Origin of the sequence: Holophaga foetida DSM 6591 (assembly GCF_000242615.2) — a bacterium.
Taxonomy (GTDB): Bacteria; Acidobacteriota; Holophagae; order Holophagales; family Holophagaceae; genus Holophaga; species Holophaga foetida.
This window is the reverse complement of sequence record NZ_KI912268.1, coordinates 317,837-335,260: the sequence shown is the minus strand read 5'-3', so window position 1 is coordinate 335,260 and position 17,424 is coordinate 317,837. Positions and strand designations below refer to the sequence as shown.

The 17,424-nt window shown below is 63.8% G+C and carries 16 protein-coding genes; 8 read left to right on the top strand and 8 right to left on the bottom strand.

The features are described 5' to 3' along the window. Nucleotides 1–21 precede the first annotated feature (21 nt). Nucleotides 22–816 (top strand): 5'-nucleotidase C-terminal domain-containing protein, encoded by a 795-nt coding sequence (locus tag HOLFODRAFT_RS0201490; RefSeq protein ID WP_005037151.1) that lies wholly within the window; start codon nt 22–24, stop codon nt 814–816. Next, nucleotides 810–1,703: a bifunctional metallophosphatase/5'-nucleotidase gene (locus HOLFODRAFT_RS0201485; RefSeq protein WP_005037153.1), complete on the top strand. Its 894-nt coding sequence runs from the start codon at nt 810–812 to the stop codon at nt 1,701–1,703. The genes HOLFODRAFT_RS0201490 and HOLFODRAFT_RS0201485 overlap by 7 nt, the downstream gene beginning before the upstream one ends. A 30-nt stretch (nt 1,704–1,733) precedes the next feature. Here HOLFODRAFT_RS0201485 and HOLFODRAFT_RS18745 read toward each other — a convergent pair whose 3' ends face one another. Beyond that, the gene (locus HOLFODRAFT_RS18745) at nt 1,734–2,591 is read right to left on the bottom strand and encodes a protein-ADP-ribose hydrolase (protein ID WP_005037156.1); all 858 of its coding nucleotides are present in this window, start codon (nt 2,589–2,591) and stop codon (nt 1,734–1,736) included. 32 nt (nt 2,592–2,623) lie between these two features. Further along, nucleotides 2,624–2,965, bottom strand: coding sequence for a hypothetical protein (locus HOLFODRAFT_RS0201475; protein WP_005037159.1), 342 nt, complete (start codon nt 2,963–2,965; stop codon nt 2,624–2,626). A 160-nt stretch (nt 2,966–3,125) separates the two neighbouring features. On the opposite strand from HOLFODRAFT_RS0201475, the gene HOLFODRAFT_RS0201470 reads away from it, so the two are divergent. The 5 genes from HOLFODRAFT_RS0201470 to HOLFODRAFT_RS0201445 all read left to right on the top strand — a co-directional run bounded on the left by HOLFODRAFT_RS0201470 (nt 3,126) and on the right by HOLFODRAFT_RS0201445 (nt 10,578). Continuing rightward, nucleotides 3,126–4,241, top strand: a complete 1,116-nt coding sequence (locus tag HOLFODRAFT_RS0201470; protein WP_026938931.1) for a Y-family DNA polymerase — start codon at nt 3,126–3,128, stop codon at nt 4,239–4,241. A gap of 432 nt (nt 4,242–4,673) precedes the next feature. Further along, the gene (locus tag HOLFODRAFT_RS18740) at nt 4,674–7,625 is read left to right on the top strand and encodes a helix-hairpin-helix domain-containing protein (RefSeq protein ID WP_005037162.1); all 2,952 of its coding nucleotides are present in this window, start codon (nt 4,674–4,676) and stop codon (nt 7,623–7,625) included. A gap of 137 nt (nt 7,626–7,762) precedes the next feature. Continuing rightward, nucleotides 7,763–8,713, top strand: coding sequence for an IS1595 family transposase (locus HOLFODRAFT_RS0201455; RefSeq protein ID WP_005036503.1), 951 nt, complete (start codon nt 7,763–7,765; stop codon nt 8,711–8,713). 305 nt (nt 8,714–9,018) lie between these two features. Beyond that, a complete protein-coding gene (locus HOLFODRAFT_RS0201450) occupies nt 9,019–10,224 on the top strand; it encodes a radical SAM/SPASM domain-containing protein (protein WP_211237919.1) in 1,206 nt (401 codons plus the stop codon). A 42-nt stretch (nt 10,225–10,266) separates the two neighbouring features. Then, nucleotides 10,267–10,578: a hypothetical protein gene (locus HOLFODRAFT_RS0201445; RefSeq protein WP_005037166.1), complete on the top strand. Its 312-nt coding sequence runs from the start codon at nt 10,267–10,269 to the stop codon at nt 10,576–10,578. Nucleotides 10,579–10,657: 79 nt separating this feature from the next. Here HOLFODRAFT_RS0201445 and HOLFODRAFT_RS0201440 read toward each other — a convergent pair whose 3' ends face one another. The 3 genes from HOLFODRAFT_RS0201440 to HOLFODRAFT_RS0201430 are packed head-to-tail and all read right to left on the bottom strand — an operon-like array spanning nt 10,658 to nt 13,371. Continuing rightward, nucleotides 10,658–11,131 carry a hypothetical protein gene (locus HOLFODRAFT_RS0201440; RefSeq protein WP_005037167.1) on the bottom strand — a complete coding sequence of 158 codons (474 nt, stop codon included), beginning with the start codon at nt 11,129–11,131 and terminating at the stop codon, nt 10,658–10,660. Nucleotides 11,132–11,134: 3 nt separating this feature from the next. Further along, nucleotides 11,135–12,898, bottom strand: coding sequence for a proline--tRNA ligase (locus HOLFODRAFT_RS0201435; RefSeq protein ID WP_005037170.1), 1,764 nt, complete (start codon nt 12,896–12,898; stop codon nt 11,135–11,137). Nucleotides 12,899–12,921: 23 nt separating this feature from the next. Next, nucleotides 12,922–13,371, bottom strand: coding sequence for a GatB/YqeY domain-containing protein (locus tag HOLFODRAFT_RS0201430; RefSeq protein WP_005037172.1), 450 nt, complete (start codon nt 13,369–13,371; stop codon nt 12,922–12,924). 123 nt (nt 13,372–13,494) lie between these two features. On the opposite strand from HOLFODRAFT_RS0201430, the gene HOLFODRAFT_RS0201425 reads away from it, so the two are divergent. Further along, the gene (locus HOLFODRAFT_RS0201425; protein WP_005037175.1) at nt 13,495–13,956 is read left to right on the top strand and encodes a chemotaxis protein CheX; all 462 of its coding nucleotides are present in this window, start codon (nt 13,495–13,497) and stop codon (nt 13,954–13,956) included. A 272-nt stretch (nt 13,957–14,228) separates the two neighbouring features. Here HOLFODRAFT_RS0201425 and HOLFODRAFT_RS0201420 read toward each other — a convergent pair whose 3' ends face one another. From HOLFODRAFT_RS0201420 to HOLFODRAFT_RS0201410, 3 genes are read right to left on the bottom strand one after another with little or no spacing between them, the layout of a single operon-like run. Further along, nucleotides 14,229–15,416: a SpoIIE family protein phosphatase gene (locus HOLFODRAFT_RS0201420; RefSeq protein ID WP_005037178.1), complete on the bottom strand. Its 1,188-nt coding sequence runs from the start codon at nt 15,414–15,416 to the stop codon at nt 14,229–14,231. After that, nucleotides 15,413–17,146: a [Fe-Fe] hydrogenase large subunit C-terminal domain-containing protein gene (locus HOLFODRAFT_RS0201415; protein WP_005037180.1), complete on the bottom strand. Its 1,734-nt coding sequence runs from the start codon at nt 17,144–17,146 to the stop codon at nt 15,413–15,415. The genes HOLFODRAFT_RS0201420 and HOLFODRAFT_RS0201415 overlap by 4 nt, the downstream gene beginning before the upstream one ends. A gap of 11 nt (nt 17,147–17,157) precedes the next feature. Next, complete coding sequence (locus HOLFODRAFT_RS0201410) at nt 17,158–17,421, bottom strand: (2Fe-2S) ferredoxin domain-containing protein (RefSeq protein WP_005037182.1); 264 nt, start codon at nt 17,419–17,421, stop codon at nt 17,158–17,160. Nucleotides 17,422–17,424 lie beyond the last annotated feature (3 nt).

The window sequence follows — 17,424 nt, the reverse complement described above, 5'->3', positions numbered from 1 at the left end:
TGGATCTTTCCGGAAACGTCCATGGTCCTCTCCAGCCTATTCCTGTCCGGCGCCTTGGCCATCCTCCCGAGCGCCGGAACACCGACTCTGGCGGCCGCCCAACCCGAAGCCGTGACGCCAGCCCTTCCGGAGGACCCGGCGGTGGCCCAAGCCCTGGCCCCCTGTGCCGCCATCATCCGGAAGGAGTTCAGCCAGGTACTGGCCCAGGCCTCGAAGCGCATTCCCCGGGGCAAGCTGGGGGAGGAGAACCTCCTGGGTTACTGGGTGACCGATCTCATGCGGGAGCGGGCCAGCCGCTGCCTGGGGCAGCCCGTGGCCTTCGCCTTTATCAATTCCGGTGGCCTTCGGGCGGATCTCCAGGCCGGACCGGTGCGGGTCGCGGACATTTTCGAACTCATGCCCTTCGACAACGAGCTGGTGGTGACGGAATACACCGGCCGGGAAGTGCTCCAGCTTCTCCGGGGGGGCCTGATCAAGAAGGCTGGGGAACCCTGTTCCGGTGTCCTCATCAGCCTCCAGGGCACACCAGAGCGCCCGGTAGTCTCTGCAAGCTGGCTCCAGACTGCTCCCCTTGATCCCGAGACCACCGTGCTCATCGCCACCACGGACTACCTCCTGGCCAGCGGAGACGGCCTCCCGACCCGAGGACGTTCCAAGAAGGTGATCCCCACGGGACTCCAGATCCGCCAGATCCTACTGGAAGCCTGTGCCGAACTGGGAAGCCAGGGAAAGTCCCTCCCCTGCCCCGCCCCGGGCCGCTACTCCTTCGCCCCAGGCATGCTGGAGGCCCTGCTGGAACGGAGGATCGCATGGTAGACCGCCGGGCATTCCTGGGGGGACTGGGTGCCGCTTTCCTGGCCTCTCGCCTGCCTTTGCGGGCCGAAAGCTCGCCCCGCATCACCCTCCTCCACACCAACGACACCCACTCCCATCTGGAGCCCCTCGCCAGCGGTTCCCTGGCGGGCCGGGGGGGCATCGCCCGACGGGCCGCACTGGTGAAGCGCCTGCGGAGCCAGGGAGGCAATCTGCTCCTGCTGGATGCCGGAGATGTCTTCCAGGGAACCCCCTACTTCAACCGCTTCAAGGGATCCCTGGACTACAAGCTCATGTCCATGGCGGGCTACGATGCGGGCACCCTGGGCAACCACGACTTCGATGCGGGCATAGAGGGCCTGATGACGGCCCTGGAGGAAGCCACCTTCCCCATCCTGAACTGCAACTTCACCTGGGAAGGCGCCCCCCGCCTGGGGCAGAAAATCCTGCCCTGGACGGTCAAAACCTTTCCGGGCCTGAAGGTGGGCCTCACGGGCGTCGGCGTGGAGTTCCACGGGCTGGTCTTCCCCAAGAACCACGAGGGGGTGGGCTGGCGGGACCCCGTAGCCCCCCTTGGGGCTGTGGTCCGGCGTCTCCGGGAGGTGGAGAAGGTGGATCTGCTGGTGGTGCTCTCCCACCTGGGCCTCGACCATCACGGCGCCGCCATCGACGACCTGAACCTGGCCCGCCTGGTGCCGGGCATCGATGTCATCATCGGCGGCCACACCCATACCTTCATGGACACCCCCGTGCGGGTGGACGACACCCACATCTTCCAGGTGGGCTACGCGGGTGTGAACCTGGGGCGGATGGACTTCGCCCTGGGGCCGAAGGGCGAGGCCATCGCCTGCGGATCGGCCTCGCTGCCGCTTGTCGATCGCAGAGGCTGACACAGCCTGACGGACTTCCACCGATTCCGCTCAGCGCAGGAAGAGGCGCCGATAGCGTTCATGATCCTCCTCGGTGTAGACGTTGAAGAGGATGCTTTTGAAGCGGTCCGGGTAACGCTCCAGCCATCGGGAAACCGTTTCCAGGGCGATGGGCGCCGCCTCCTCCGCCGGGAAGCCGAAGACCCCGGTGGAAATCCCGCAGAAGGCCAGGGTCCGAATCTCCTCCACCTGTGCAGCAAGGTCCAGACAGGCGGTGTAACAGGAGGCCAGGAGCCTCCGGTGTTCAGCGGTGAGCCTGCCCTGGACGATGGGCCCCACGGTGTGGAGCACAAAGCGGGACGGCAGGTTGTAGGCCCGGGTGAGCTTGGCGGTCCCGGTGGGTTCGGGCTCCCCCTGGAGGGCCATGATCCTGGCGCAGTCCTCCCGGAGCCTGGGCCCGGCGGCAGAGTGGATGGCATTGTCGATGCACGCGTGGAGGGGGGAGAAGCAGCCCAGGAGTTCACTGTTGGCGGCGTTCACGATGGCATCGACCCCGAGGCGCGTGATGTCACCCCGCCAGAGGATCAGGCGGCCGGAAGCTCCGTAGCCGAAGGACTCCCGCACCGAAGGCAGGGCATCCGCCTCCACCCAGCCCCCCGCCAGCCGCTCCGCCCACAGGAGCCGATCCAGTTCCACCAGGAGCTCTTCGGACCAATTCCCAGGGGGTCGCCGGTTCAGGAGCCCCCTCAACAGGCGACGCGGTTCCCGGAAGCCCTCTCCGGCCCCCAGAAAGTCCAGGACTCGTTCCAGGACGGCCTGGGCCTCCTCCCCTTCACAGGGACAGGGACGAGACCAGGGAAGGTCGATGGCAACCAGATCCCGATAAGCCTGAAGCGGCAGGGGAGGCATGACGGGCCTTTCCGGAACGGAACCCCCGTCCCTTACTCGCTTCCACCCTTGACACCTTCCTTGATGCCCTTCCCCAGCTCCGTTGCGGCCTTCCCCACCTTCTCGCCGCCCTCCTTGACCACCTGCCCTACTTTCTGGGCTCCCGCCTTGACGGTCTCGCCCACCTGCTTGCCAGCCTTGCCAATGGCCTGCCCCGTCTTGCGCACCGTCTGCCCCGCCTTGCGCCCGATCTTCCGGGGTCCGGCCTCCTGGGATTCTGCCGCCTTGGGAGCAGCCTCCGGCGCCGTCATCTCGCGGGGTGGCGTCTTGGGAAGGGGGGCCATCTCCTCCGGAAGCACCGAAAGACTGAGGTACAAAAGGGCAGACAGGATCATGGGGATTCCTCTCATTACAGGATATCTCAAGTTATTCGATGCGTTGTAGCGGGTCTAAGTTCCGGTGGAACCTCGCCCCGTCTTGACTTTCGTTTTTTATTCGCTAAGCTAGGGGATGCCCCGACGCTCCGGGGCCGCTATGGAGGTGGGGGTGCTGGCAATGTGGGTTCCGGAGTTACCTTTCCAGCTGGCCTGCCAGCGGGAAAGGACTTTGCGGGACCGCCCCCTGGCCTTCCTGAGCCCCCAGGGGGGGCGCACCCCCTGCCTGTGGCTGGTGAATCGGCTGGCAAGGGCAGCGGGCGTCTCGTCAGGTGATCCAATGGATCATGCCCTGCGTCATCTGCCGGGCCTACGGGTGCTGGACCCGACCCCCCAGACCTGGTGGGAGGCCCAGATGAGCCTCAAGGACTTCCTCTCCCACTGGAGTCCCCAGGGGCTCCTGGGACGCATGGGGGAGGCCCTGCTGGAACTGAAGGGCACGGACCGTCTCTTCGGCCCCGTGCGGGATGCCGCCTGGAAGTTGCGCCGGGAGCTGGCCCAACAGGAGGGCTGGGAGAGCCATGGCGGCCTGTCCGAAAGCGCCGCCGCCGCCCAGCTGGCGGCCCGCATGGAGCACCAGCTGGAGTGGGTGCCCGGGGGCCATGAAGCCAGCTTCCTGGCCCCCCATCCCCTGGCCCGGCTGCCGGATCTGAACCTGAGGGCAGCCTCAAGACTGCGGCGCCTGGGGCTCCGGCTGGTGGGGGATCTCCAGCCCATGCCCCTGCCCACCCTGACCCGTCTGCTGCCCGAACCCGAGGCCCGCCAGCTCCTGGACCGGGCCCGGGGCCAGGACCGCCCCCGCCTGCCCCTCCTGGCGGAGCCGCCCGGCGAATCCAGCCACCCCTGGCGCCTGGAACCTCCCCGCCTGCCGGAGGAAGTCTCCCTGGCGGCCTGGTGCCTGGAGAAGCTGTGGAGCGAGCCCCGCTCCCCCCGGCGGCTCCAGCTGAACTGGTGGGACGTGGATGGCGAGGCCCACCACTGGGTGGCCCCCCTGGACAGCCTCACCACGCCCCCCCTGGAACTCTCCCGCACCGTGGAAAGCGCCTTTCGGGTCAGCTGCCAGCGGCGCATCCTGGTTCACCGCCTGGAGCTGCGGGTGGCCTGGGGCCTGGGCCGCCCCCAGGGCCTCTTCGAATCCAGCCTCACCCGCAAGCTGGGCGCCCTGGAGCCCGCCCTGGCCCGACTGCGGCAACGATTCCCCGATCGACCAGTAATGCCTGGTTTTTCAATCATTTAAAAGCATTACTTCCACCACAAAGACACAAAGGGCACCAAGGAAAAGCAAAGAAAGGAAAAGCGAACAGATTCAACGCAGAGGGCGCGGAGAAAAGCAAAAAGAGAGGGCAAAGAGAGCCTTGCGGACACTCATGCCCACTCAGGTGCCCTGACCTGCCCCGCTTCGCGGGGGCACGCAGCGATAGCTGCGTGCGTTCTGGAGGGGAGGGGTGCCATCGGCAAGCAAGCTTGCCTCAGGCCCCCCTCCCCTCCAGAACCTGGCCAGAGCCCCAGACTTGGATGAACCAAGCCCAGTGCCCCCCGTACACGTCCCCACCTTTTTCACATTTTCACCCTTCTCTCCCTCTTTCCTTGCTTTTGCTTTTCTCTGCGCCCTTTCTTTTCACCCTCTGCGCCCTCTGCGTTGACTCTTTTGATCTTTTTGGCCTTCCCCATGTCCCTCCTCTTCGTGATTACCGATTTCAGTGCCGGTGAAGGCATCTACACGGCGGAACAGCTGGCGAGGCTCATTCCGCGCCTGGGGTATGACCATGCGGTGATCTGGGATCGGGGACTTCAGGGATATCCGAGGCTGCGGGAGGAGCTGGCCTTCCAGAAGGCTTCCGTATCTCTCCATGTGGGCTGCCGCTTCACGTGGGAGGGGCACGCTTACGGGGCGCTTCCCTTCTCTGACACGGGCTACGCCGGGCTCTGCCGCCTCCTGACGGACCAAGCCCACGGCGGCCCCGGCGAGCTCCCCCGGGACTGCGCCCTCCTGGCCTCGACCTTGGAAGGCCTGGAGCACCTGGCCCGAAACGGCTTCCAGGGGGCCCTCCTGGCCCACCCCCGCAGGCACCGGGAGGTCGCCGAAGCCCTGCGCCTGGGTCACGAGGTGGTGGCCCCCCAGGTGCTGCGCTTCCGCACTCCGGCGGGCTTCGAGTTCCACCGTCTCAAGCGGGCCATGGCCACCCAGTCCACCGTGGTTCGTACCGAGCCCCTGTGGGACGAGCGGGACGGGGCCCTGGACCGGGCTACCTGGGAGGGTCGCTTCCCCTGGGCCGAGCCCCGCATCGCCCTCAGCACCCAGGCCCTCCAGGAGCGCATCGCGCCCTGGAAGATCCACTGGGGAGCCTGGGTGAGCGCGGGACCTCTGGGGCTCGATGGCCGGGATCCCGACGAGGCCCTGCGGGCCGCCGTCCAGGAGGGCCTGCCCAGGCGCTACGCCCGGATCGGCGGCGAGATCGAGAACCGCGTGGCCCATGAACTTGATCTGATCCGCAGCAAGGGCTTCGCCAACTACTTCCTGCTGGTGCGGGACATCGTGGGGCACCTGCGGCCCTCGGGCCTGGTGACCCGCACCTGCGGCCGGGGCAGCGGGGCCGCCTCCATCGTCAGCTATGCGCTTGAGTTGACCAACGTGGATCCAATCGGTACCCATCTGATGTTCGAGCGGTTTCTGTCGGAAGCCCGGGTGGATCCCCCGGACCTGGATATCGATTTTGCCTGGGACGAGCGTGAGCGGGTCATCCAGTCGGTCTTCGAGCGCTATGGACGGGAGCGGGTGGCCATGGTCTCCAACCATGTCTTCTACCAGCCCAAGTCCGCCCTGCGGGGTGTAGCCATGGCCCATGGGCGCCCCGAGGCGGAACTCAAAACCCTGGCCCAGCTGGTGCGGGGCTGGGACGGGGGCCTGGAGAAGGCCGCCCAGAACCCGGCCTGGGCACCCATCCTGGCCCAGGCCTCGGCCCTGGAGGGCCACTTCTGCCAGTTCTCCGTGCATCCCGGGGGCACCGTCATCAGCCCCGGCCCCCTCTGGGAGCACGCTCCCTTCCAGCCAGCCCCCGCCAAGGAGGGTGTGAGCATCACCCAGTGGGACAAGGATGGTGTGGAGAACTACGGGCTGGTGAAGATCGACCTCCTGGGGAACCGCAGTCTGGCGGTGATCCGGGACGCCTGCGCTGTCCTGGGGGATCGCGTTCCCCCTCGCCTGGACCAGCACGCCCGCCAGGACCCGGAGACCCAGCACAAGCTCGGCGCCGGGGAGAGCATGGGGGTCTTCTACGTGGAGAGCCCCGCCACCCGCCAGCTCCAGCAGCGGGTGGGGCGAGGGGACTTCGAAACCCTGGTGATCCACTCCAGCCTCATCCGGCCAGCGGCCCACCACTGGATCGACGCCTACGTGCGGCGCATCCGGGGCGAAGAGGTCTACACCCCATCCCACCCGGCCCTGGGGGAACTGCTCTCCGAGAGCTTCGGGGTGCTGGTCTACCAGGAGGACGTGGTGCGGGTCTCCATGGCCCTGGCGGGGTGGAACCACGAGGAGGCGGACCGTCTCCGCAAGCTCCTGGGCAAGCCCGACTGCGGTCGCAAGCTCCCGGCATTCGAGGCCCGCTTCCGGGAGGGCTGCGCCGCCCAGGGGGTCAGCCCGGAAGTCACCTCCGAGGTCTGGTCCATGATTCAGACCTTCCGCGGCTATTCCTTCTGCAAGCCCCACTCCGCCAGCTACGCCCAGGTGAGCTTCGAGAGCGCCTGGCTCAAGACCCACCACCCGGCGGCCTTCTTCGCCAGCGTCATCACCAACCAGGGGGGCTTCTATCCCGCCATCGCCTATCTGGGGGACGCCCGGCGCCATCGTCTGGTGGTTCGGGGGCCCGATGCCAACGCCTCCCGCTGGGCGTTTCACGCCGAGGGAGAGCAGGGGCTCCGGGTGGGCCTCATGCAGGTGAAGGGGGCCCGGGAGGAGGAAGTGAAGGGGCTCCTGAAGGAGCGGGAAGAGCATGGCCCCTTCGCCAGCCTGGAGGAGCTCCTGTCCCGCAGGGAACTCTCCCTGCCCACGGTGGAGGCCCTGACCACGGCGGGAGCCTTCGACCGCTGGGCCCCGGATGGCGATCGCACGCGCCTGCTATGGACGCCCCTCGGGGGCGTTCCCAGGGGCATCCGCCCCCGGCCCACGGACCCCTTCGAGCGGGCGGAACTGGAACTGGAGACCCTGGGCCTCACCTTGGAAATCCACCCGGCGGCCCTGGCCCGGGTGCGCCACGGCGGCGGCACCCACCGGGCGGCCCACGCAGAGGTGCCGGGACGGCGCCTGCGCTTCTGGGCCCTGGTGGTGGCAGAGAAGACGGTGCGGACGGTCGGCGAGGACGGGCTTGGCCCGGACGCGCCGGGGGGAGCACGAGGGGGACGCAGAGCGAGCCCTGCGAGCGGGCGGTCCCCTTCGTCCAGGCCTGGTGGGGAGGCCATGCAGTTCATCACCTTCGAGGATGAGACCGCCCTCTGCGAGGCCGTGGCCTTCCCGGAAGCATTCCGCAGGCGCAAGAGGCCCTACCGCGTGGGAGACGTCGTGCCCGTCCTGGGCCAGAGCACGAAGCAGGATGGGCTGACGGTGCTGGAGGTGGAGGGGTAGAAGGCGGGAACAAGGCGCCAAGTGCCCCCAAAAGACATCCCGATTATCCATGTATCTCCGAAACCTCTGGGTGAGGCGGGTTTTGGACAGGATTTGTCGCGCCATGGGACCGAACCTTCGAGTCATGGAGGTGTTCCATGGCGATCAATCGGATCCAGTTCCAGAAGGGTCTGTCCTTTCGGGATTTCCAAGCCCGGTATGGCACAGAAGTGCAGTGCAGGGACGCAATGGTGAAGGCAAAGTGGCCACACGGGTTCCAATGCCCGAAGTGTGGTAGTGGCGGGGCTTACTTCTTGGTTCCTCGGCAGTTGTTCCAGTGCAAGGCTTGCCACCACCAGACATCTGTCACCGTGGGGACCGTCATGGAGTCCAGCCACCTCCCACTGAGGACCTGGTTCGAGGCCATGTACCGGCTTTCACACGGCAAACACTCGATTTCTGCCCTGGAACTCAAGCGTTATCTGGGTGTCAGATACCCCACTGCCTACTACCTGAAGCAGAAGATCCTTTGCGCCATGAGTGCTGCGGAATCGAGCCGGAAGCTCAAGGATCGGGTTGAGATCGATGATGCCTATGCGGGTGGAGCTACCCACGGAGGCAAGCGTGGCCGTGGGGCTCCCGGGAAGCAGCCCTTCCTGGTTGCGGTCCAAACAGCGATGGAGAACCACAGGCAGGTCATCTATACCGTGCTCAAAGCCGTGACGGACTTCAAAATTGAGACGATCGAGGCATGGGCCAAGAAGGCCCTGGACCCTGGAACTCACGTCGTATCGGATGGCCTTCACTGCTTTCGTGGCGTCGCCGCATCTGGAGCCTCCCACGAACCCATCAAAAGTGAAGGGGGTTGGAAGGGTTCCAAGATGGAGGCCTTTCAGGCCGTGAACACCGTCATCTCCAACCTGAAGGGCAACATCCTCGGCGTCTGTCGCTGGTGCAGCGCACGGCATCTGCCCAGATACCTTGCCGAACACCAGTTCCGTTTCAATCGCCGCTTCAACCTCCAGGCCATCTTCCCTGCCTTGTTCGCCGCAGTCACAAATACCCCGCCTCACCCTGTCCGCCTCCTGGTTTCGGAGGCATGTGGATAATCGGGAAAGACATTCCTATTGCATATCTAATACATAGCCTATACCATCTCGCAAGAATACGGCATGCACTCCTTAATGTTATCGATTTTCATCATTCAAAAACATGATTATCAATAAAATCAAAAGAGGACAACATGAGCGTCTGGAAGAAATCAAGATACACAACCGCCTTTCAACTCGATTCAGACACCGTGGTTTTGCACAATTGTTTCATGGGTGCATTGGCACGGGTTCCAGCCCAAACATTCAGCGAGATTGAGGCACTTGTCGGAAAACCGGATTCAGGGAAGAACCCAGAAGGGGGGGTGTGGGAAGAACTCTGCACCAACGGCTTCTATTCCCCGACAGACCTGGATGAGCGGTCCCTGGTGGAAGGAATCTTGTCCAGGGAAGGCGACCATGGACACCAGGATCTGATCATCCTGCCCCACGAAGACTGTAATTTCAGATGCGTCTACTGCTACGAGAGCCATGCCGGCGGACGCATGACGGCCGAGGTTGCGGGAGGCCTCAAACGATTCGTCGAAACCGGAGCACAGGAGTGGTCCAGCTTGCACACTCGATGGTTTGGAGGCGAGCCCCTCCTGGCCCAGGATCTCGTGCTTGAGCTGTCGGATGCATTCCTCGAAAGCTGTGCCAGGCATGGACTCCCCTATCGGAGTCAGATGACCACGAATGCCTATCTCCTGAACCCCAAGGCTCTGGATGCCCTTCTCCCAAGAAAGATCCAGGATTTCCAGATCACGCTGGACGGCCCCGGCCCGGTCCATGACACCACCCGCTTCCTCGCCGGGGGCGGAAGAACCTTCCAGACCATCTACGACAACCTGCTGGCCATGAAGGCGCGAAGGGAGGAATTCACGGTATCGGTCCGGATCAATTTCAATCCGGAGTCCCTGCCCCTCATGGATGCCTTTTTCGAAACCTTGGCCCAGGACTTCGGGGAAGACATACGATTCGGGATCTATTTCAGACCCATCGGGAAATACGGTGGCCCCAACGACGACCACCTCTCGGTGTGCGAGTCAGGTGTATCCAAGATCGTGGAGATGGATCTCAGCCGGGACTTTGCCAGACACGGCAACCTCGACAGACTGGTTCAGAAAAGCCTCGTGGCGCATGGTCAGGTTTGCTACGCCTCGAAGAAGAACTCCCTGGTCGTGGGGTCAGATGGAACACTCTACAAGTGCTCGGTGGCATTTGAAGATCCCGCCAACCATGTGGGACACCTGCGGCAAGATGGCACCCTGGAACTGGATCGAGACCGCTGGCAAAAGTGGGTGAGCACTCAGCACCTGGATTGCAAGGCCTGTGAGCCATGCCCCGTCTTCCCGCTCTGCCAAGGCAAGTATTGTCCCCGCTCCTCCCTCCAGGCAGGCAAACCCGTTTGCCCTATGACCCGCACGACCTATGCCCAACTCGTGCAGCTTGCAGCGGAAGCTGGCAACCGGGCCAGTGGACCGCACCATGCGAAAGGAGGTAATCAGAGCAGACCAGAGAGACAGCAGTAGTCACCCTTTTCAGCCATGAACGTTTTCATCCAAGGAGAATCCGTGGACAAGCGAAAGATCCAAGAACTTAAGGACGCCAAGCAAAAGATCACTGAGGGCTCCCTGACCCTCTGGAACGCCCGCCTGGACGCCCTGATCGCTGGGGGCTATTCAGGAGAGCTCATCAATCACATCACCGCCGTAGATATCTGCGGGTGTGGCGGAGGCTCTCCGATCTGCGGGTGTGATTGTCCCGCCCCTTTCACGAGCTGCTCCAGCCAGCCCTCATGGGATCACGGTATCAACGAGATCAACCAGGCCCTCGTGGTCCTCACCAGGGAAGTCAAGGCCCTCAGAGAAAAGAGCGTGCTATAGAAGCTGCAGCGCGAGCAATGCAGAATCAGCCCAGGGGGGCCGCCATGCGCGGCCCTTTTTCAACCCGAGTAATCACGGCTCAGCCTTCCTTCACCGCCTGGATGGCTGCCTGGCAGAGACGGCGGATGCCCGGCTGGAGGTCCAGGGTGGCCAGGGCCTTCTCCGACACCCACTGGCCCCCTTCGGGAGGCGGAGGCAGTTCATCCTCGGCTCCCTTGGTGCGCAGGAGGTGAGTGAGGTAGAGGCGCTGCTGGCCCTCCAGCCCCTCCAGGCGCAGGAGCCAGGGGTTCGGCAGCCGGGAGGTCCGCTCATCGAAGACCACCGGCAGCTTGCTGGTATCCACGAAACGGAAGGGGATGCACCACCCGATGGCGATCTGATTCTGAAGCAGGGTGGGCGGCAGGAAGCCCGGAGCCCAGGGGATGTGCGGCGGCATGAGCAGGCCCCGGTGGGGGCTGTGGGGGCTGGGCACCAGCAGGACGAAGGGGGTGGCCGATCCATGGACCAGCACCCCCTCGATGAAGGTGGTCAGATAGACTGCACCCTCGGCCATGTTCTACCTCCCGCCAGCTTCACGCAGCTCGGCCAGGATGCGATCCCTGGCGGCGCTCACCTCGGCCACCATGGCCTCGGGGGCGAACTTCCGGACCTCCTTGGTGCGGCGGTCCCGAAGCTCCACGATGCCGTCCTTGAGGCCCTTGGCGCCCACCACGGCCCGCAGGGGGAAGCCCAGCAGGTCGGCGTCCTTGAACTTGGCGCCGGGGCTCATGCCCTCACGATCGTCGTGGAGCACCTCGAAACCGGCGGCCTCCAGCTCCTTCTCCAAGCGGGTGGCCACTTCGGAAACGTCGGGGTTGGCGGCGTCCAGGCTGAGGAGGTGCACCTGGTAGGGGGCCACGGGCCAGGGCCAGATGATGCCGTCGGCGTCATAGTTCTGCTCGATAACGGCGGCGACCGTGCGGGTCACACCGATTCCGTAGCAGCCCATGACCATGGGGTTCTCCTTGCCCTGCTCGTCCAGGAAGACGCAGTTCATGGACTTGGAATACTTGGTGCCCAGCTTGAAGACCTGGCCCACCTCGATGCCACGGAAGGCCTGGAAATGGCCATTCCCGCAGCGGGGGCAGGTGTCGCCCTCGACCCCTAGGCGCAGATCGAAGTACCCCTTGAAGAGCTTCAGATCCCGCTTGGGGTTGAAATTGAAGTGGTGGTAGCCGGTCTGATTGGCACCACAACTCAGGTTGACGGCCCCTTCCAGGGAGCGGTCCACGTACATGGGGATCTTTTCAAGTTCAACAGGCCCGATGAAGCCGCTCTGGGCCCCGGACAGCCCCTCGGCCTCAGCGACGGGCACCAGCTCCAGGACGTCGGCCCCCAGCAGGTTGCGGAGCTTGACGGGATTGGGCTCATGATCGCTGCGGAGCACCATGCCCACGTCGAAGGTATCCTCGCCTTTGGAGGCGCGGAAGAGGTAGAACTTCGAGGCCTGGTGGGCCTCCAGCCCCATGGCCTTGGCCTGCTCCTCCATGGTGATGATGCCGGGGGTGTGGAAGTGGGCCTTGGAAAGGGGCTGCTCGGCCCCGTGATCCACCGCCGGGACCTGGGGGGCCTCGGTCTTCTCGCTGTTGGAGGTGTAGTCGCAGGCATCGCAGGAGAGGATGGCATCCTCGCCGCTCCCGGCGAGCACATGGAACTCATGGGTGAAGCTGCCGCCGATGGCGCCGCTGTCGGCCTCCACGGGGCGGAACTTCACGCCCAGGCGGGAGAAGATCCGCTTATAGGCATTGAACATCACCCAGTACTCGCGATCGGCGTCCGCGTCGTCGGCGTGGAAGGAGTAGCCGTCCTTCATGATGAACTCGCGGCCCCGCATGAGTCCGAAGCGGGGACGGATTTCGTCCCGGAACTTGCTCTGGATCTGGAAGAGGTTCATGGGCAGCTGCTTGTAGCTGCGGACGTTCTTGCGGACGATATCGGTGATGACCTCTTCGTGGGTGGGCCCCAGGCAGAACTCGCCGCCCTTGCGGTCCTTGAAGCGCAGCAGTTCCTTGCCGTAGAAGCTCCAGCGGCCAGACTCCTGCCAGAGCTCGGCGGGCTGCACGGCGGGCATCAGGAGTTCCTGGCAGCCATCCTTCTCCAGTTCCTCCCGCACGATCTCCTGGAACTTCCGGATGCTGCGGTAGGCCAGAGGCAGGTAGTCGTAGATCCCCGCCGCCAGCTTCATGATCATGCCGGAGCGCATCATGAGCTGCTGGCTGACGACGTCCGCATCCCGCGGCGCCTCCCGGAAGGTCTGGATCAGGAGTTTGGACTGTTTCATTTCGGTTCTTTCAGGGAAAAAGGTTACTGCAGCAGGGACTGGACGAGCTGGCTGGCGGCCTTGCCGTCGTAGGCGCTACCGTGCTTGGCCTGGAGGGCCTTCATGACCTGGCCCATGTCCTTCTTGGTGGAAGCGCCGACCTCGGCGACGGCGGCCTTCACGGCAGCCTCCAGGGCAGCCCCCTCCAGCATGGCAGGAAGATAGGGCTTCAGGATCTCGATCTCAGCCCGTTCCTGATCCGCCCGGTCATTCTGGCCGGCCTTCGCGAACTGCTCAATGCTGTCCTCCCGGCTCTTCACCAGCCGCTTGAAGACGGCGATGGCATCCGCTTCCGAGAGCAGCCCCTGGGGCCCGAGTCCCTTGGCCACGGCCTCGTTCTTGTAGGCGGTGAGGGCCATGCGCAGCACCATGGTGCGCGGAGCGTCCTTGGCGAGCATGGAAGATTTGAGATCGGCTTGAAGGCGTTCGAGCATGGCGTCGTCCTGACAGATGAACCCTAATCCTGACGCCGAAAGCGCGCCCCATCAATAATCAGGTTGGAAGGAATGGCACCGATGGAGTAATGTTGGTCAAAATCATAGCGAGGCCTGCGTCCCATGAATGTTGCCATCATCAACCCCTTCGTCGAGTCCACCCTCCGCAGCCTGGACATGATGGCGGGAATTCAGGCAGAGAAAGTCGGTATCGAACTAAAAGAAGATTTAATTACAACTTACGACATATCGGCCATCATCGGTCTGACGGGTGAGACCTCGGGATCCATCATCATCTCCATGCCCGAGAAGCTGGCCTGCAAGATCGCCGCGAACATGCTGATGGAGGATGTGCCCACCATGAGCAAGGCCGTGGAGGATGCCATCGGCGAAATCGGCAACATCGTGGTGGGTGACGCCCGCCGCTCCCTCATCCAGGACGGTTTTTCCCTGAACATCTCCATCCCCACCGTGGTCATCGGCTCCGGCCACAAGATCAGCCGCTCCGGCGACATCCCCTGCATCGCCATCCCCTTCACCACCGAGTTCGGGGACTTCGAGGTGAATGTCGGGCTTCGCGAATAGAAGCGAAAAGCTCAACGCGGAGGGCGCGGAGGGAAACAAGAGAGGGCGCAGAGGGAAAGCGTAAAGCTTCAAAAGCCGCTGCCACCACCAAGGGCGCGCGTGTATCGCACCACTGGTGCTGAACACTCTGGTCTGGTCAACGCATCAGGTTTTACTTATTAATATTTTATCATAAAAGTTTAAAAGACGAATGAAAGACAACCGTCTTTTTCCTGCTTTTCTCCGCGCCCTTTCTTTTCAACCTCCGCGTTCCAGCTTTTCCATCAACCGGATCAGACGAAGCTCACGTGCACCTCTTTCAGGAACCGTTCACTGAGGGTTCGCTGGAGGTGGCGGATGATGTTGCGGCGGATGTCCAGGCTTTCTGGAAGGCTGGGATCCTGCAGGGCCTCGTTGATCTTGGTGCCCACCATGAAATGGATGATGTCGCTGTCCAGCAACACCCCCGCCAGGCGAGTGACGGCGTTGGGGCGCAGGAGGTCGGGATTCTCCTCCTGTTCCAGCATCCGGGCCAGGGCCGCCAGGGTGATGGCTCCCTCGGTCACCAGTTCGAAGCCATCCATGTGGGATACGGGGGGGATGTTGGGGTCCAGATCTGAAAGGTCCATGGAGAGGGGGCGCCCCAGCTCCCGGGAGAGGATCGAGGCCGTGGTGCCTCCGCAGATGATCTTCTTGCCTTCAAAGCCCAGGGCCGCTGCGGACAGATCCCCGTCCCGCTCCTTCTTGACCGGCGCCCCGGTGAAGACGAGGACTTCCCGGGGTTTACGGTAGTAGATGACCCCGCAGGAGATATCGTCTTTCGCTTTGAAGTTGTCCTGGGCCAGGGCCCGGTGCACCAGGTTGCGGGCCAGTTGGCGACCGGAAATGGTGGGACGGTCCTTGACCACCTGCTCCAGGTAGGCGTTCACGGCCTCGATCCCCCATCCGAGGGGCGAGAGCCCCTGCCCCACGCCAGCCTGGATGACCCCATCGGAAAAGATGACGATCCGGTCCCCGGGGCGGACCACAAAGTTGGAGACGTGCAGGAAGGCATCCCGCTCGTTGGAGGTCTGGATGGGCACCGTGACCTTGGGGACATCCAGCACAGCGCCATCCCGCAAGAGGACGAAGGAGGGGTTGTCGTATTCCACGATGCGGGTGGCGCCCTGGCGGTCCATGTCGACGATGGTGAAGGTGGAGTAGGCGATGCCCCGCACTTTGCAGACCGGAAGGGTCTCCATGATCGTGCTGGCGGCCCGGGTGATATCCACATCGCTGGCCACGTACTTGATGGCCATGGTGGTGGTGAGGTTGGCCAGCACGGCGGCCTTGATGCCGCTCCCCAGGCCATCCGCCAGAACCGAGATCACCCGCTGACCATCATCCACCTTCTGGGAGAGGAAGATGTCGCCGCAGGCCATCTGCCGGAACTTCTTCTCCTGGAAGTGGTCGATCTCGATGAAGTGCCGGGGGCTGGTCATCGCCCACTCTTCCCGTTGCCGGTGGAGTCCGGCGCAACCTTGAAGGAATCGATGATGGAGGCCAGGATCATCTCGGTCTCAGCGGCATTCTCGCCCAGCAGGTAGGCGATCTGCTGCACCGTGGTCACGTTCTTCCGGATGACCTCCTCGGCCTTCTGGATGATCAGCCCACGCTCCACCAAGGGCTCCGTGATGTCGTAGACGATGCCTCCCACCACGCGGCCGGGCTCGATGGTGAACACAGAGACCCGCAGGATCAAGCCCCCCACCCGGAGATCCTTCATAACGGCCTTGCCATCCTCCAGCTCCGTCCGGAAGAGCCGATGGAAGGGGGCCACCTTGGTAATGTCAGCTCCGGCCATGCCGGGCTTGGCGTCAAAGACGGTGAGAACGTCACCCCCCAGGATCTCGGCGAACTTCCGGTTGCATTCGACAATGTCCATACTCTCGTCAACGATCACGACACCGCAGGGCATGGAGCGCATGAGGGCGTTGGCTTTGTTGGAGGCCAGCTTGCGCATGTATGCGACGCACATGCTGACCTCAGCCCGGCCATCCACCATGGCTGCCGCGAGGGCACGACAGGTATCGTAGCCGCAGCCCCCGCAATCCAGCTCGTCCGACGTCATGCTCTTCCCCAATCGATGGAGGGCGGCCGCCATCTCATCCCGGAGCGGTTCCCGGGTCTCCACGGGGGGCTCGGAGAATTCCCGCCGGATGTCCATGGTGGGCAGGCGCAGCCCAGGCTCCGGAATCCTGGCGTAGCGGAGGATCTCCAGCATCTTGGACGCGGTCCCGCTCCGCTCATGGCTGCGGGGCCCATTGACACAGCCCCCGTCGCAGGCCAGGAGCTCCAGGAAGAGGGGATCCTTGAAGGGAGCCTCATGAATACCCTCAAGGGCCGTCATGATCTGCTGGACTCCGGAGAAGGCCATGGTCTTGACCTCGCCCAGTCCTCCACAGACTTCCATGCTCTGGAGCATGCCCCCGGAAATGGGATAGAGGGCGCCGTCCCGAGAGGGCTCCGGCAGGAAAATATCCTCCGGATCCTCCTGTATCTCATTGAGCACAATCCCCAGGTCTTCGAACCACTGCCTCAGCAGGGTGAAGGTGAGAGCCACGTCCACCTTCATGCTGGGGTCATCGGACTCCAGCTGCTTGGCGATGCAGGGGCTCAGGTAGACGATACCGGTGTCACCGCCGAACTCCCGCTTCAGCATCCGCGCGTGGACGGCCATGGTGGAGAGGAAGGGGGTCAGGTACGGACTCAGGCCAGGGTAGTATTTCTGGATCAGCTCCACCACCGAGGGGCAGGTTGTAGAGATGAATAGCTTATTTCCGCTAGTGCGAGCCAGTTCGGCGCATGCGGCGGAAACTTCCTGGGCCCCCAGGGCGGTTTCAGACACGGCGTGGAAGCCGAGCATCTTCAGGGCATGGATCAGCTGGCCGGGACGGATGCCGGAAAACTCGGATATGAAACTGGGCGCCAGGGAGGCCACCACCCTGTCCTTGCGGCGCACCAGGAGCTTGGCCCGGTTCAGATCGTCCCGGACCCGCTTGGCCCCCACCGGACAGGCGTCCACGCAGATCCCGCAGTAGATGCAGCGTTCCGGGATGATGGAGGCCTGGTTGTTCTCCACGCGGATGGCCTTGACCGGGCAGTGGCGGATGCACTTGTAGCAGTCCCGGCAGTAGCCCTGCTCGGTGTAGATCGGCTTCTGGAAATTCATGGGATCCCCCCTCACTTCAATCCGAAGCGCTCATCCAGCAGATCAGGCAGGGTGGAGGGATCCACCTTGCACAGGCAGGTTCCGTCAAAGCAGACGTTGGGACCTTCCTTGCAGGAGTCCTGACAGAGGGTTCCCGTCACCTTGACCTTGTCTGCCAATCCCCGGTCCTCGAGGTAGTTGCGGATGATCTGAACGGAACCGACGTTTCCCCGGGCGAAGCAGGCGCTGCCCATGCAAACCACGATTTCATGGGGAAAGTCGGAGACCGCTGTCATGCA